At 64.5% G+C, this 16,149-nt stretch carries 13 protein-coding genes; 7 read left to right on the plus strand and 6 right to left on the minus strand.

What is annotated here, in order from left to right; genetic code table 11:
- Nucleotides 1-3 precede the first annotated feature (3 nt).
- The 5 genes from MUN23_RS11680 to MUN23_RS11700 are packed head-to-tail and all read right to left on the minus strand — an operon-like array spanning nt 4 to nt 5,516.
- Nucleotides 4-1,158 carry an N-acetylglucosamine-6-phosphate deacetylase gene (locus tag MUN23_RS11680; RefSeq protein WP_248758345.1) on the minus strand — a complete coding sequence of 385 codons (1,155 nt, stop codon included), beginning with the start codon at nt 1,156-1,158 and terminating at the stop codon, nt 4-6.
- The gene (locus tag MUN23_RS11685; protein ID WP_248758349.1) at nt 1,155-1,919 is read right to left on the minus strand and encodes a sugar isomerase domain-containing protein; all 765 of its coding nucleotides are present in this window, start codon (nt 1,917-1,919) and stop codon (nt 1,155-1,157) included. The genes MUN23_RS11680 and MUN23_RS11685 overlap by 4 nt, the downstream gene beginning before the upstream one ends.
- Nucleotides 1,916-2,686: a 6-phosphogluconolactonase gene (locus MUN23_RS11690; RefSeq protein WP_248758350.1), complete on the minus strand. Its 771-nt coding sequence runs from the start codon at nt 2,684-2,686 to the stop codon at nt 1,916-1,918. Before MUN23_RS11690 ends, MUN23_RS11685 begins: the two co-directional genes overlap by 4 nt.
- 2 nt (nt 2,687-2,688) lie before the next feature.
- Entirely contained in the window at nt 2,689-3,984 is a 1,296-nt protein-coding gene (locus MUN23_RS11695) for an AGE family epimerase/isomerase (protein WP_248758351.1), read from the minus strand.
- Nucleotides 3,981-5,516 (minus strand): sodium:solute symporter family protein, encoded by a 1,536-nt coding sequence (locus MUN23_RS11700; protein WP_248758353.1) that lies wholly within the window; start codon nt 5,514-5,516, stop codon nt 3,981-3,983. The genes MUN23_RS11695 and MUN23_RS11700 overlap by 4 nt, the downstream gene beginning before the upstream one ends.
- Before the next feature lie 264 nt (nt 5,517-5,780).
- On the opposite strand from MUN23_RS11700, the gene MUN23_RS11705 reads away from it, so the two are divergent.
- The 7 genes from MUN23_RS11705 (at nt 5,781) to MUN23_RS11735 (ending at nt 14,551) form a co-directional block, all read left to right on the plus strand.
- The gene (locus MUN23_RS11705) at nt 5,781-6,935 is read left to right on the plus strand and encodes an ROK family transcriptional regulator (RefSeq protein ID WP_248758355.1); all 1,155 of its coding nucleotides are present in this window, start codon (nt 5,781-5,783) and stop codon (nt 6,933-6,935) included.
- Nucleotides 6,936-6,991: 56 nt separating this feature from the next.
- The gene (locus MUN23_RS11710; RefSeq protein WP_248758357.1) at nt 6,992-8,068 is read left to right on the plus strand and encodes an extracellular solute-binding protein; all 1,077 of its coding nucleotides are present in this window, start codon (nt 6,992-6,994) and stop codon (nt 8,066-8,068) included.
- Between the two features lie 102 nt (nt 8,069-8,170).
- Entirely contained in the window at nt 8,171-9,268 is a 1,098-nt protein-coding gene (locus MUN23_RS11715; RefSeq protein ID WP_248758359.1) for an ABC transporter ATP-binding protein, read from the plus strand.
- Nucleotides 9,250-11,016, plus strand: a complete 1,767-nt coding sequence (locus MUN23_RS11720; protein WP_248758360.1) for an iron ABC transporter permease — start codon at nt 9,250-9,252, stop codon at nt 11,014-11,016. Before MUN23_RS11715 ends, MUN23_RS11720 begins: the two co-directional genes overlap by 19 nt.
- Nucleotides 11,017-11,037: 21 nt before the next feature.
- A complete protein-coding gene (locus tag MUN23_RS11725) occupies nt 11,038-12,552 on the plus strand; it encodes a lyase family protein (protein ID WP_248758361.1) in 1,515 nt (504 codons plus the stop codon).
- The gene (locus tag MUN23_RS11730; RefSeq protein WP_248758362.1) at nt 12,549-13,475 is read left to right on the plus strand and encodes a carbohydrate kinase family protein; all 927 of its coding nucleotides are present in this window, start codon (nt 12,549-12,551) and stop codon (nt 13,473-13,475) included. The genes MUN23_RS11725 and MUN23_RS11730 overlap by 4 nt, the downstream gene beginning before the upstream one ends.
- 11 nt (nt 13,476-13,486) lie before the next feature.
- Nucleotides 13,487-14,551 (plus strand): amidohydrolase family protein, encoded by a 1,065-nt coding sequence (locus tag MUN23_RS11735; protein WP_248758363.1) that lies wholly within the window; start codon nt 13,487-13,489, stop codon nt 14,549-14,551.
- 56 nt (nt 14,552-14,607) lie between these two features.
- Here MUN23_RS11735 and MUN23_RS11740 read toward each other — a convergent pair whose 3' ends face one another.
- Entirely contained in the window at nt 14,608-15,843 is a 1,236-nt protein-coding gene (locus MUN23_RS11740; protein WP_248758364.1) for an NYN domain-containing protein, read from the minus strand.
- Between the last annotated feature and the right edge of the window lie 306 nt (nt 15,844-16,149).

Genomic DNA, 16,149 nt, shown 5'->3' on the forward strand with positions numbered 1-16,149 from the left:
CGCTCATCGGCCGGCGTTCTTCATCCGGGGACCGGACCTGAGAACCTCGAGCACCGACCCCGAATCCGAGACCAGGACCATGTCGGCAGGAGCGCCGGGCTGCAGCGTGCCGAGTCCTGGACGGGCTCCCGGCAGTGTCCGGGCCGGATTTTCGGTAACGAGTTTGAGCGCCTGTCCAAGACCCACGCTCGTCGACCTGAGAACGTACCGGAGGCCGTCGGGAAGGCTGGCCGCGGCGCCGGCCAGAAACTCGGTTCCCACATGCGAGAGCCGCCCATGCTCATCGAGGTCAACGCTTCCGCCCACAGGTGTTGCGTACCGCCCTGGAGGTTTCCCGGCGATTGCCGTCATATCGGAGACGAGAAATGCCCCACGGGGACCCTTCGCGCGCAGCATGACCTCGATGGTTTCGGGGGGCAAATGGTGGCCGTCGGCTATCAGGCCGCAGGTCACTCGGTCGTCGGCCAACTGGGTCCAGATGGCGTTGGGATGGCGCGGAATCATTGCAGCAATTCCGTTGCCTAAATGGGTTGACAGGCTTGCCCCGGCGTCGATGGCACCGAGAACCTCGGCAGCGGTCGCGTGGGTGTGGCCTATCGAAACTCTGATCCCCATGGCACAAATCTCCTGGATGCCCTTGGACGCGTCGGACCAGTGTGGAGACACGGTCACCACGCCTATACGGGAGATCGCGCCCCACCGACGCACTTCCTCGGGATCGATGGCCCGGACCTGGCTGGCGTCGTGAACTCCACGGGGACCATCGCGGTCCGAAATGAAGGGGCCTTCAACATGGACGCTGGGGATGGCGTCCCGCACCCGCGCATCCTCATTTCGGGCCTTTTCCACGCACGTGAGCGCATGGATAATCGCTTCCTCGCTGGCGGTGACGATGGTTGGTACCCACGTGGTTACTCCGATCCGCGCCAGTTCCTCGGTGATTCCCTGGATAACTGAGCTGTCGGCGTCCGGCCCGTTGACGTCCAAGCCCAGGTAACCATTAACCTGCGCGTCGACGAATCCAGGTGCCAGCACGGGCAAGTCCGAAGCGTTCGGATCGTGCTTGCGTTCGACGGACAGGATGTATTTGCTGTCATAGTGGACAGTCAGGACGTCCCCGCGAGTGGCATCCCGGCCCTTGATTGTGCGCGCTGTCATAAGGAATGCACCCTGCCTTTGAACCGGTCGAGGAACTTCTTGTTCGCTTCGTCCCCGCCAGGGGCGTTTCCGGACCGCCAGACGGGCGGTTCGATGTTCCGCTCGTGCAATTCCCTGATGGTGCATTGCACGAGCCAATTGAGGCTGTAGGCGTTGGCGAACGTCGAAATGGCGCCGACTTTTTCACTTACGCCGGGCAGCTCAACGACGGCATCTCCAACCGGGACCTTAGTGTCGATGTGGAGGTCGACGACGTCGTGCAGGTTCGACCGGGAAGCGTGCCTGGCAGGGTGGTCGGCTGTTGTCTGGTCGGCGTGCTCTCGTGAGGACATGCCAATTGTCCTGACGCCCAATTCGTTGGCCATCAGCGCGGCGTCGATGAGGGCGGTGTTGATTCCGTACGCGTTCACCAAAATCAACACATCACCCGGCACCAGACCCGCATTTTCTATCACTATCCGGCCGTACCCGGGCGTCCGCTCCATCGCCATTGAGCGCAGTGCCCCGCCGGAGAGCATGGTCCCTTCGTCCAGAATCGCCGAGATGTGCATCAGTCCGCCGGCGCGGAAGAACACTTCCTGGCTGGCCAGATTGGAATGGCCGCCGGGTCCGTAGATGTGAATGAGCCGATCAGATGCTATTTGTTCGGCAAGGAGCGACGCCGCCTTGGAAATGGAAGCCTGCTCCTCTGCATGAATCCGCGCCAAGAGGGCTGTGATGTGCGCCAGGTACTCGGCGCCCAGTTCGTCTACGTAAGTCACCGCGGGTCAGACTCCTTGTCAAGGTAGAGGGACGCCCCGGGATGGGTTCGAAGGATGGTGCCGGGGTGTTCCCCGGTAACGGGCATGCCGAGGGTATCGGCAACGGCCTGTCTCTTCGCCCTACCCGGAACGGAGGCAATGATCACCGCCGCGTTGACCAAACGCGGGATGGTCACGGTCACGGCCTGCGTGGGCACGTCTTCCAGCCGTTCGAAGTGACCCTCGTCGACCTGCTGCTGCCTTGAGACGTCATCCAGCTCGATCACTCGGGCAGCCTTCTGATCGTTGAAGTCAGCGGGCGGGTCGTTGAAGGCAAGGTGTCCGTTTACGCCGAGGCCGCACAGCACAAGATCGAATGGCGCTGAGCCCATGATGCGGGCGTAGTCCTCCGCTCCTTGAGTAGGGTCGCCGGCCGTATTCATACGGTGGAAGTCTTTGGCGCTGACCGAGCTGAATACCAGACGCTGCAGCCAGTTTCCGAAACCCTGAGGCGCATCAGGACTGAGTCCGACATAGTCGTCCATGTGAAAGCACTCCACACGGGACCAGTCGACGCCGGGGTCGGCGATGAGCGTCGCCAGGGTAGCTTGCTGGCTGGGCGCGGCGGCCAGCATGACTCTGGCCGTGCCGTTGGCGGCGATTGCGTCAGCGATTATTTGCGCGGCGTGCTCTCCGGCTGCCTTTCCGAGGTCCTCCCTTGTTGGATAGGCGCGGACCGTGAGGCCCCCTTGTTTTGCCGGACTTACGTCGAGGCCATAGTGCGTCATGATTAGTTGTCCTTTTCGAGTCGATTGAGAAACATCAGCGTCCGGGCAATGTGGAACGGATCCTTGACGGGGAGTGCCACCACCATGTCCAAGGGTGCTCCCCGCCTGTCCCGGATCTGCGTCCATTCATGCCCATCCAGGTTTGGAAAAGTTGCGAGTGTGTAGTCGGTGATCTTGGTATTCCACTCTTCGAATCCGTAGCCGCCGTAGCGCCGGGCCAGCAGTTTCGTGGCGTACATGGCTTCTGCGTGCACCCACCACAGCTTGGTGCTCCAGGTGGACTGAACAAGATCCTCATAAGGGTCGCCGCCGAAAAGTGCGCCGGATGGTACGCCGCCGTCCTTGTCGACGTAGCGGAGTAGCCCGCCGTACTCTTCGTCCCAGCCAAGCTCCAGCGCGTGCAGGGCAAGTCCCGGCAGCCACTGGGGGAGGGCCGCGGAGCCACCCACTGCCTCCTGTCCGTGGATCAGCATCCATAGGCATTCCAACAAGTGTCCGGGCGTCCGGTGCCTCGCCAAGAGGGATTCCGCGTCCTGAACGGAGTCCGGTCTGAACTCCCACCACTGCGTTTCCTGCAACATTGGTGCCCGGCCTTGCCCCTCAATGAGCTCGGCCAGCGCAAAGGACACGGCGTCCCGAGCACCTTCCGAGCCAGTTGACCTGAACAGCTCGGATCCCGCGTGAAGCAGCGTCATGGGCCCGGCCAGGTCGCTGAACCCCGGCCGGACGGGATAGGGCGCAGTCAGGGCATTTCGTGATTTCATTCTCGCCAGGGAACTGGCCAGAACCTCGTGGGCGGTAGCTGAAATCCGGGACCTCAAAAGCTCCGGGCATCCGGGCAGCTTCGCCGTACCTGCAAGACCAAGGACCGCAAACAGGTCGGCAAAAACGCTGGTGGCGAGCTCACCGTTCGGGCCCGATGGCAAAGCGCCCCCGGCCTGGCCTGTCCGGAAGGCCGTGAGCCCGCCCTCCAGCACTGAGTGCGTCTGGACGAACTCGGCGGTCTGGATTGCTCTTCTCGACCATTTTTCGCTGTCGACATCCAGGATTCCCAAGCGTGCATCGGCGGCGAGTTCCGCACACAGCCACGCCCAGCGTCCCTGGGACCACGTGTACTTATCCGTGGACTGGAGCACCCCCGCGTTGGAAAAACAGGTCAGGACGCCGCCGTTAAGATCATCCGCGCCGTTCTTGTCCCACCAGGGAAGGATTGTTTGCTGCAGGTGGTCGCGCGGTGAAATGCCGGATCCGGTCATGCCGTGTTTCGCGCGGGTCGACGGGACTCCCATAGGGGTCATGCCCGAACACCCGGCGCGACCGCCTGATCTTCAACGTCCACGGGAGCATCGACACTCAGGGAATCGACGAGGGCATCGGACTCCTCGTTGCGCCATGGACGAATGACTCCCATGAGGCAGTAGACCGCGATGGAGGCGAGGATCGGAGCAGCGACCGAGACCGCCTGGGAAAGGTCACCCAGCGCTGCGATCTGCGCCGTGAGCACGTACTTGTTGACTGCGAACACGACCAAGCCTGCGGCCCAGGAGAACAACGCAGCTGACGGACCGCAGCGCTTGAACGGCCGAAGCATGCCCAGCAGCATCGGAATGGCGATTGGACCGACAAGGGCGCCGAACCACAGGATCAGGAGGCCAAGGACGCCGCCGAAAGAATCGGCCGACAGTGCGATAAGCATCGAGAGTCCAATGAACAGGAACACCGACAGCCTGCCTGCCGCCAGCTCGGTCTTCGAGGTCAACGGCTTCTTGGACCGCCGCAGCGCCGGAATGATGTCGCGCGTAATCACTGAAGAAATTGCGTTGGCGTCCGAGGATGTCATGGCCATCGTGTGCGAGAACATGCCGGCAAGAACCAGCCCGACCAGGCCCGCAGGCAGCAACATTTGAGTCAACAGCGCATACGACTGCTCCGGCTGCGCCAGGTTCGGCAGAAGAAGCGGTGCTGCCCACATCGGGAAGAACAGGACCAGAGGCCACACAAGGTAGAGGCCACCAGAGAGAAGGATCGATTTCCTGGCCGAAGATCCCGTGGGTGCTGCAATGAACCGCTGGGCGAGGTTCCACGTACCGCCGTTGTAGGAAACAGTGCTGATGACGATGTATGCAAGGAAGAATGCGATCGTCAGATTCCCGCCGAACGGGGCGGAGTGGGACGGCGGCAACTGCTCCCAGATGCCGAAGATCGAGGAGATCCCGCCAAGCTTCGCCATAGCGGCAATCAGCAGTGCAAATGCGGCCACGAACTGGATGACGAACTGCCCAAAGTCGGTCAACGCGTCCGCCCAAAGGCCGCCAATGGTCGAGTAGACCATGGTCACGCCGCCCACGAGGATGATGCCGACAGACAACGGGACTCCCGCAAAGACATCGAGCAGGATGGCACTGGCTGCCCACTTGGCGGCAACATCGAAAACTTCGAGGAGAGTTCCCGACCATGCCAGAACCTGCTGGGCCGGTAGGTTGTAGCGGGTGGTGAGGTACTCCAGCGGAGAGATGATACCCAGGCGCTGGCGCAGCCGCGGCCAGCGTGGCGCGAACAGGAACGATCCGACGACGCAAGCGAAAGTGATGCTCAGTGCCCACCACACGTAAACGGCAAATCCCGTTGTATACGCGAGTGCAGCGTAGCCGACGAATACAGCGGCCGAATACCCCGACATGTGGTGCGAAATTCCCGCGAGCCACCATGGCATCTTGCCGCCGGCAGTAAAGAAGTCGGCCGCGTTATGGACCCTGCGCTTCGACCACCACCCTATGCCCACCATCACGAGGAAGTATCCAGACAAAACGATCCAGTCCAATGCGTGCATGATTCTCCTAGAAGCGCGGTTGGGAGGTGATAGGGAACACACTGACATGCAAACGTTTGCACGACAATACCTCTGAGGTATCTGATTTTGCTTTGTAGAAATAAGGCACCCCGCTGGAAATGGGGCTTGGCCATGCAAGCGATTGCACGAGGTGCATCGGATCACCGATTTTGAGGCCTGCGGCACATTCGAGGCGGGGTGGTCCGCACTTTGCGCCCAGGCTGTGCCCTTGCACTCTTACTTTATTCGCCGTATAAAGTAAGTATGTTACCTGGATCACACCGCGGCGCCCCGACGGGGAGGGATGCGCTGCGCAGAATCCGGGTCAGCGCCATCTTCAGCACCCTGCTGGAGGCCGGACCCCTCGCCCGGACAGACCTGGCGCACCGGACCGGTTACAGCCCCTCCACGGTCACGGGCATCGTCCAGGACCTCAGCGAGGCCGGCTACCTGCGGGTTGTGGGGCAACAGGAATCGACCGGCGGCCGGCGGCGGACCCTGATCGAACTCAACCGCTCCTCGGTGACCATCGCCGTCGTCGGTCTCCGCGGCACCCGGATCTGGTGCGCCCTGGTGGACCTGGACGGCAACCGCCTGGATGCCGCTGAACAGGATTTCGATCCCGAGGACCCGGTGGGCAGCACCGCGAGCACCGTGATGTCACTCCACCGCCGGGCGCTGATTCCGCCCGTTCACGTGGTGGTGGCACTCCCCGGCGTCGTCGCCTCCGACGGGTCCGTGGCCCTGGCGCCCGCGTTCGGCCCCGTTGCCCACCTCCGCCTCGTGGACGAACTCGAAGCCACAACAGGGCTCCGCACCACGGTGGAAAATGACGTCAACCTCATCGCCCTGGGGGAGCGGGTGGACGGCGCGGGCAACGGCGTGGAGGACCTGGTCCTGATCCATGTTGCCGAAGGCATCGGGGCGACGATCATCGCCGGCGGAGAGGTCCTGGAGGGATCAAGCCGTTCCGCAGGCGAAATCGGCTTCCTTCCGCAGAGCCTTGCGGCCAGCCCGCGCGGGGAACGCGGAGACTACGAACGGCGCTGGACCGCCGCCGGCATCCGCGAGTCCGGAGCGCTGCTCGGTCTGTCGCTGCCAGAGGAGACGGTGGTTGAATCCCTCTGCAGCGCCGATTCGCCGGCCGCTGCCACGCTTCTTGATGACGTTATCCAGGCCTGGGCCTTCGCAGCCATCATCTGCGCCTGCGTCGTCAACCCGGCGCGTGTGATCTTCTCCGGCGACGCCGTTCTCCTGACCCGCGATGCGCGGGAAAAGCTCCGCGGCACCGTCCAGAGGTCCGCGCCGTCCCTGACCGACGTCGTCTTCGCCGAGCTCGGACACGAGGCAATCCTGCATGGCGCCATCGCGAAGGTGATGAAGAGCCCCGCAACCCTCTTCACCGAGGTCGCCGGATGAGCTAACCAGGAATCCTTTCCACCCATCAGCCAGACAAAAGTTACTAGGAGAAACTAATGACGTCACGTCCACTGCGATTCGCGCTGCTAGCCGGCGGTCTCGCACTCACGCTTGGAATGTCTGCCTGCGGACTGGACTCGCCGCAGCCCTCGGGAACGTCGGCCGGTGCCGAAGACACCGGAACCCTGACCATCTACACGGCCCGGGACAAAGCCCTTGCTACGGAAGTGGTGGCAGATTTCGAAAAGGCCAATCCGAAGTACGCGGGCAAAGTCCAACTGCTGACACTTGGCGCCCAGGAGGCCCTGGAACGCGTCAAGGCCGAGAAGTCCAACCCGCAGGGCGACATCTGGTGGGGCGGCACCCAGCAGCAGATGCAGCAGGCCGCCGCCGGGCAGGTCCTGTCTCCTGCGCCGAAGGACGTTATCGACGCCGTCCCCGCCGAGCAGCGCGACGCTGAGGGTCTCTGGGTGGGGGAGATGAAGCTGGCCGAGGTCATCTTCTACAACAAGGACATGCTCACCGCAGACCAGGCTCCCAAAGACTGGGATGACCTCATCAGCCCCGCGATGAAGGACAAGATCGCGATCCGCGACGTCCTGGCATCCGGCACCATGCGCAGCATTTATGCGGCGATGATTGACCGCCAATTCGACGCCGCGGGCAGCCCCGACGCAGGCTACGAGTGGCTCAAGAAACTCGATGCCAACACCAAGGTCTACGCCGCCAACCCGACGGACCTCTACCTGAGGATCACACGCCAGGAAGCTGCGGTGACTGCCTGGAACCTGCAGGATGTCATGCTGCAGATTAAGAACCAGAAGGCCCCTTTCACACCAGTGGTGCCTGCATCCGGTGCGCCGATGCTCATTGACGGTGTGGCAAAGATCAAGGACGGCCCGTCTCCTGCCGGAGCGGACGCCTTCCTGTCCTTCCTTATGAGCAAGGACGAACAGACCAAGCTGTCAGAAACGTACTTCCAGATCCCGACGATCTCACTGCCCAAGGAACCGTCCTGGCTGGCTGACCTGGACCTGAAGGAAATGAAGGTCAACTGGGAACGCGTCAACAAGAGCGAGCCCGAATGGAGCGCTTACTGGGCCGCGAACATCAAGGGCCAAGGCAACAAATAGCACCGCGCACGGCGGGGCGGCCACCGGCTGCCCCGCCGGACCACCCCATGGCCGAAACCACCCCCCGGCCAGCACGCACCTACCACCACCGTGGAGCCAACCATGACACGCGTCTTCCTCAACGCCATCAGCAAGCAGTACCCGGGGGCCAAGCCTGCGGTATCCAACCTGACAGTCACCATTGACGACGGCGAATTCTTCACCCTGCTGGGTCCTTCCGGCTGCGGCAAGTCAACAACCCTGCGGATGGTGGCAGGATTCATCCAGCCCTCCAGTGGAAGCATCCACTTCGGCGACAAGGACGTCACCAACGCCGCACCCAACAAACGGGACACCGGCATGGTTTTCCAGAACTACGCCCTGTTCCCGCACATGACCGTCCGGGGAAACGTTGCCTACGGCCTGAATGCGCGCAACGTGCCCAAGCAGGACAAGAACAGGCGGATCGACGAGGCGCTCGCCCAGGTGGGACTCCAGGAGTTCGGCGACCGCCGGATCGACATGCTTTCCGGCGGGCAGCAGCAGCGCGTGGCTTTGGCCCGGGCCCTGGTGATCCGCCCGGCGGCCCTGCTGCTGGACGAGCCGCTTTCCAACCTGGACGCGAAGCTGCGCGAGGAAACGCGTACCGAAATCAGGTCCACGCAGAAGGCGGCAGGCACCACCTGCCTCTACGTCACCCATGACCAGGCCGAGGCCATGGCGATGAGCGACCGCGTGGCGGTGCTTAATGAAGGCGAGCTCCATCAGGTCGGGTCACCCCGCGAGGTCTACAACCGGCCCGCCACGGCATTCGTCGCCAGATTCATCGGCCGGTCCAACGTGCTGCCCTGTACCGTGCTGGGTGTGGACGACGGCGTCGACGGCGGCTCCGTCAGCATTTCCCTGGCCGACGGCACAGTCCTCAAAACACCCCGGGTGGAAGGATCGATCTCGGCCCGGGTCTCTGCCGGGGACAAGGCCGCGGTGTCGCTCCGGCCGGAATCCATCGGCCTCACTGTCCTCCCGGGAAAGGAAGCGTCGGGCCAGCTCGCCGGGAGGGTCCTTACCGCGGAGTTCACCGGCGCCGTCAATATCTACGAGATCGACTGGCACGGCGAGCAGATCGTTGTTTCTGCGCCGGACACCGTGGACCGCGCCGAACCCGGGGACCTCGTATCGATGGCACCGCACCAGGACCGCGTGTGGCTGGTGGAGCCGTGACGGTCGCCGTTCCGAGGCTGCGGAACCGGTCCTCCCTCACGTCGTCGGACCGGTTCGTCTACTTCCTCGCCGCCCCGGTGGTTCTGGTGCTCCTGGTGTACATCGTGGTGCCGATGCTGGCCACCGCCACCACCAGTGCCGAGAGCGGAGGAAGCGCCTACAAGGGATTCATCAACGGCTCATCCGGCACGGCGCTGGGACTCTCGGTAGGCATCTCGGTGGGATCGGTCCTGACCACCGGTGTACTCGGCACGGCGCTCGCCGTCCTGCTGTCGCGCTTTGATTTTCCGGGCCGCAGGGTGCTGCGGCTCTTCGCGCTGCTGCCCATGGCGCTGCCTCCGCTGATCGGCGCCGTGTCCTTCTACTTCCTGTACGCCGAAAGCGGCATTGTTCCGCGCTTCCTGGAGCGCTACTTCGGCGCCGACGCCGCGGCGGTGTCCGCCAACGGCGTCTGGGGCGTGCTCCTGGTCCACACCATGACCATGTACCCCTATTTCTACCTCGCCGTCTCCTCGGCGCTGGCCGGATCCGACGCCTCCATGGAGGAGGCAGCGCTGAACCTGGGCGCGAGCCGCTTCCGCATGTGGCGCACGGTACTCCTGCCCATGCTCACCCCGGCGCTGGTTTCCGGAACGCTGCTGACCTTCATGGTCTCGATGGCATCCTTCACCGCGCCCCAGTTCTACAACGTGCAGACCCTGACCATGCAGATCGTCGCCTCTCGAACCAGCGGCGCGTACGATGTCGCCGCGGCCCAGGCGGTGGTCCTCTCCGTCGTGTCAATCTTCTTCCTGCTGGCCATGCGCTGGTACGAAAACCGGCGCCTCCACCGAGGTTCCTCCAAGGGAACGCCCCAGGCCGTGAAGGTACTGCACGGTGTGCTGCCCCGCACCCTTGCCGGGGTCGGATCGTTGCTGCTGGTCCTGTTCCTGATGGCGCCGCCGGCCACGATCGCCCTGCTGTCCTTCACCGTGGACGGGTCGTGGACCACGCAGATCCTGCCGCCGGACTACACCCTGGACAACTTCACGCGGATCTTCACGGACCCCGTCACGCTGCGCCCCATCCTGGTCAGTGCCCAGATGTCCTTCGTGGCCATGATCGGCTGCATCCTGGTGGGGGTCCTCGCCGCCTGGGTGGTCACCCGGTGGAAAGGGCCGGGCAGGGGTTTGCTCGATGTGATGGTGATGCTCCCGTGGGCGCTCCCCGGCACCGTCATCGGCGTCAACATCGTGACGGCTTTCGCCACCCCGGGCCCGTTCAATCTCGGCCAGGTACTGATCGGATCCCTCTGGATCCTCCCGGTGGCCTATTTTGTCCGGTTCCTGCCCCTGGTATTCCGCTCCGCCAACGCGTCGCTGGCCCAGATCGACCCCAGCGTCGAGGAAGCAGCACGGAACCTTGGCGCGGGCCCCTGGCGTGCCCTGCGGACCGTGACCGTGCCCCTGATGTCCCGCGGCATCCTGGCCGGTGCGCTGATGGCGTTCATCCAAGGCTTCGGTGAGTACGTGGCGTCCGTGGTGGTCTACCCGGCCCGCTACGCCCCGCTTTCCGTCGAGATTTACAACCGCATCTACTCCAACGAGTTCGGCACGGCCGCGGCCTACGGCACGCTTCAGATGGCGCTGATCCTCATCGTGCTGGTCATCGCCCAACGGCTGGAGACACCCCGCCGCGACCGGAAGGCACGGGGCGAGCGGCCCGCCGGCGCGCCCCTCACTCCCGTTATGGCCCCCACACCCACCTGATCCATGGAACCGGAGATACGAATGAACACCGCAACCGAGCCGTCCATGCCGCGCCCCGACCTCAAGGACCAGGAAAACCTCAGCATCTACTGGGACAACCACCTGCGGGACGCCTTCGACGAAGCAGCACCGCATATCTACCCGGGCATGGTCGAAGCAAGCCTGGCGCACGTGCTGATGCTGACCCGGCAGGGCATCCTGCCGCGTGGCCGGGGGGAAGTCCTGCTGAAGGGGCTGCTGACACTGTGGGCCAGGACCGAATCGGGCGAACAGGCGTACGTTTTCGATGGCAGCGTCGAGGATCCGTATTACTTCCTGGAGCAGCAGCTCGCCGCCGAGTGCGGGATCCCAACCTCCGAACTCGACGTCCAGCTGGCCAGGAGCCGGAACGATCTCGACGCCGGGGTGTTCCGGATGGTCCTCCGCCGCCAACTGCTGGACCAGGCCGCCCTGGTGGTCCAGGCTGCCACCGACGCGGCCGTGCAGGCCGCCGCGAACGCGGACAGCCTGATCATCGGGTTCACGCACCGCCGCCCCGCCCAGCCGACGACGATCGGCCACGTCCTCGCCGGTCTCTCGGAAGCGATGCTCAGCCAGGCGAAGGAGATGCTCAGCATCTACGACGAACTGAACGTTTCGCCGCTGGGATCGGCCGCGTTCACCGGCACCGACCTGCCGATCGACCCGCTGATGGTGGGCGAGCTGACCGGCTTCGATTCCAGCTTCACCTCCAGCTACGAGGCCGTGGCGGGAGCGGAGCACTTCATGCGGCTGGCCGCGGTCCAGGCCCGGATCACCGCCACCGGCGCCCGCTTCGCCCGGGTGCTGCTTGAGTGGATGACCTTCAAATGGGTGGAAACGCCAACGGCCTACACCCAGGGCTCGTCGATCATGCCGCAGAAGAAGAACCCGGTAGTGCTGGAGCACATGGTGTCCATGGCCGGTGTCACCGCGGCGGACATGGCAGCCACCTACGCGAACATCGGCTCGGCCTGGTACGAGGACTCCAACAACGCCACCACTGATGTGCAAAAGCACCTGTGGCGCGCCGGGGAACGCGTGGTCCGTTTTATGCGGATGATGGACGGGCTGCTGCTGGACCTGAAGGTGCTCCAGTTGCCGGACCATGCGGAAATCGTCGCCTCCGGGGCCACCACCACCGCCGTTGCGGAGGCGCTCGCCGCCCGTGGCATCCCCTGGCGGACGGCCCACGACGTCGTCGGCCGGCTGGTGCGCGCCGACGCGCCGGCGGACTGGACCGCGGACGGTGTCGCGAAGGCCCTCGCGGACGCCGGCATCGACGCCGCAGAGGAGCTGGTGGCCACGACACTGAGCGCCGGACAGCAGCCGGAACTGATCCTCGCCCGGAAGCAGGGCGGAAGTCCCGGCAGCGAGGCCGTGCGCCGCAACGCCGCCGAGTCACAGCAGCGCGCAGATGATTTCGGCCGTGACGTCCAGCGCAGACGGAGCCAGATTGACTCGGCCAGGGAACGGCTGATGGCAGCCGCCGCGGACGCCGGAAGAGGCCATTGGTGACTGATGGAATCACCATCATCGGGAACACGAATATCGATGTTGTGGTGGCCGACACCCGGGACCTGCCCGAGCCGGGAACCGAGCGCGTGGTGTCCTCGGTCTCCCTCCGGCTGGGTGGCTCGGCAGGTAACTTCGCTGTCCGGTGCGCCGGCCTGGACTTCCCCACCACCCTGGTCAGCCGCGTTGGCGACGACGCGTCGGTGATGGTCCTGGAAGCGGAACTCCGGCTGCCGTCGCTCGAGGCGCGGCTGCTTCGGACCCCCGGTGAACCCAGCGGCATCACCGTTGCCGTGGAGGCTCCGGGGCGCGACCGTGCCTTCATCTCCTCCCTGGGCGCCATGGCGTCGATGACCCCTGACGACATCACGGAAGACATGCTTTCCAGCAGGTACGTCGCCCTGGCCGGCTACTTCCTGTTGCCCGGGATGCGCGGCCCCGCGTCGGCGGAACTGTTCGGACGGGCCGGACTGTCGGGCGCCCGGACGGTGTTGGACACCGGCTGGCCACCGGAGGGCTGGACCCCGGCCACGCGGCAGGAAGTGCTCAGCGCCCTTGCCCTGGTGGACATCTTCCTGCCCAACGACGACGAACTGCACGGCCTGATGGATGACGGGAACACCGAGCGGGCCGCCCGCCGGTTGTCCGTCACCACGAATACGCTCGTTGCAGTCAAGATGGGCGCCCGTGGCGCCGGCCTGGCCTCCCCTGACGGGGGATGGTCCGCCCAGCCGGCGGCACGCGTTGACGTGGTCGATTCAACGGGGGCGGGGGACGGGTTCAACGCGGCATTCCTCGTCTCGGCGGCACGCGGCGCAGTCTGGCCGGACGCCCTGGCATCCGGGGTTGGCTACGCCACCGAAATGGTGGCCACCGCACCGGAACGCCGGGCCGCCGTCGTACTTCCAACCGCGACACTGAGCTGAGGGGAAACACAGTGCAAACGGACATCATTAATGGCCGCCCCACCGTCCAGGGGCTTTCCATCATCGACTTCCACCTGCATTTCCGGATGCCCCACGACCCCTTGACCCGCTCCCTGGCAGGCGGCCAGTTCGGGCCGGACGGCGGCGCCGACGACAGAAGCGGCTGCGAGGAATACGACGCCGGTCAGGCCACCCGTTCCGCCGCCGTCGCCAGGACCTCGGCCCAGTGGCGCCGGAGCTGGGACTTTGCCGACCCCGAACCGTTGTCGGCGGATGCCGGCTGGGAGACGGAAGCTGACCGCTGGATCAGGGAGCTGGACGACAACGGGATCGAACATGCCGCCGTCGTGACCGCCGGCGGTGACGACGCGATGGTGGACCTGGTTGAGCGTGGCGGCGGAAGGTTCCTGGGCCTGGCCGCTATGGCGGACCCGTTCGCGCCGGGAGCTGCCCGGGAGTTCGAAAACGGAGTGGCCAGGGGACTCCGCGGGCTGAAACTGTTCGCGCCCCTGGCGTCGTCGCGGATGGACGATCCGGCGGCAGACCCCGTGTGGGACGTCGCGTCCCGCAACAACGTCCCCGTCCTGATCCACTTCGGCCACTGCGGATCAGCGGGCGGCATCGCGCAGAATGCGTACAGCAACCCCGCCAGCCTCGAACGAGCCGCCAAGAGGTACCCGGAAGTCACCTTCGTGATCCCGCACTTCGGAATCCAGCACGTCCAGGAGGTGCTCTTCCTGATGTGGGCCTGCCCCAACGTGGTGGTGGATACTTCCGGTTCCAACCAGTGGGTCAGATACATGGCGCATCGGCTGACCCTGGAGGACCTCTTCCGCCGCTTCTACGAAACCATGGGATCCGAACGCATCATCTTCGGCTCCGACTCGTCGTGGTTCCCGCGCGGTTTCGCGCGGCGGTACCTCGTGGACCAGCTCAGGATCTGTTGGGAAATGGGAATGCCCGCCGCCGGGCTTCAGCAGATCTTCGGCGGAAATGCCGCGCGGCTTCTCAAGCTGGACGGCTGGCGGCCCGCCTCCGCCGGGCCCTCTGGCGCGGGGACCCCCGCCGACGCCTGACAAAATGCAAGCGGGCGACGGCGGGAGGTCCCGCCGTCGTCCGCTTCTCCCGTTGTTCAGTTGTCCAGCAGTCCTCCGCTGGCCCAGCGCCGTACGGCGAGCTTCTCGGCGGCGTCGAACTCCAGCAGAGCCACGCGGCAGAGTTCCTCGACGTTTGCCGTCCAGGCTGCCGCGAGGCCTTCCGCCGTCGCCTCGTCGGTGAGCGGGAAATTGACGTAGACCAGGCCCTGAAGGACAAAGCTCACGGCGTTGCGGGAGACCGGCTGGTCCGCGTTGACGCAGTCGTCCCTCACCTGCCGGGACAGTTCGGTGCGGTTGAGTGGCTGCTCACGAAGCCTGGCTGCCATGGACTGGAACATCTGGCGGAACTGGGCTGCGGAAAGGGCCGGCACGTCCGTCACCCTGGTGACCTGTTCCTCGATGCCCGGCTGCAGGTCCGCGGGCGCAGGTAGGTCCTCGCTCGAGAAGCGCTTCGCGTCCCAGACCCAGCCACCTTGTGCCGGGGAATATTCGACGCCCTGGCCGATCTGGGACACCCACGTCCCAAACTTTCCCCAGCCGCCCCAGTCCGTCTTCAGGGATGGCTCTGCCGTGAGCGCGCGGTGTGCCACCATCGCGCCGTTTACCGGTCCCGGAGCGGCGCGGACAAACTCGAGGACCTCACGGATGGCGGGCGAGGCGGACTTGGCCTTCACCTTCCCCGCCGGCGGGACAGTCTGCTGCTTCCCGGCCGCCACCGCATGAACCGGCTCCACGGTTGAGCCGTTGAGGATGGCGACGAAGTCGTGGGATTCCACCACATGGTCCGCCATCTCCCGGTACGCGAAGGCCACGGCGCCGGCCGCGATGACTGTGGTCATCCGGTCAGCGGCCCGGAACCGCTGGATCAGGGACGTGAAATCGGCATCAGCGGAGGCGATGAAGAACTCTTCGATGCCAACATTTCCGGACAGCGCGTCCATTGCATCGAGAACCAGATTGATGTCCGTGCTGCTCTTGCCGCGCTGCGTCAGCGACGGGCAGTCGATCACGCGGAAGCCGGCGCGGGTCCAGTATGTCCGGTACTTCGAGTACACCACCGGATTCAGGTAGCAGTTGCGGATCAGGAACCTGCGGGCGTCCTCTCCGGAACCGCCGGCTGACAACGCGTCGGCCCAGTGCTTCGGGTCTTCGGCAAAGCGCTTCGCCGCGACAGGATCCAGCGCCTGCAGGCCGGTGAAGACGTTGTCGAAATCAACAAACATCGCAGCTCTGATGCCTGGCCTGCGGGAGGGTGAGACGGCCTCGTTCATTGGCCCAGTGTGGCAGGAACAGTGCGAACTGGCGACCGTTCAGGCGGCGCCACGCCAGGAGCTGTTGTCAAGGCCCTGTCCATGCCGCATTTATGCGGCGTGCAATTTATCTAACGGAGATTAATATTCCGCTTTGTGGTGCTTTTTCTGGAAACTGGCATTAAAAATATAAGTGTGTATGGTATCGGGTAGACACAAAGAATAGAAAGGTGTGATTCCATTGTCAGGAAAATCGCCCAAGAGCATCAGCGCCAAAAAAGCGGGAAAATCAATTCTCGAAAAAAGAGCTGATAAAAGAGCTAAAAA

It is taken from the genome of Pseudarthrobacter sp. SSS035 (assembly GCF_023273875.1).
Taxonomy (GTDB): Bacteria; Actinomycetota; Actinomycetes; order Actinomycetales; family Micrococcaceae; genus Arthrobacter.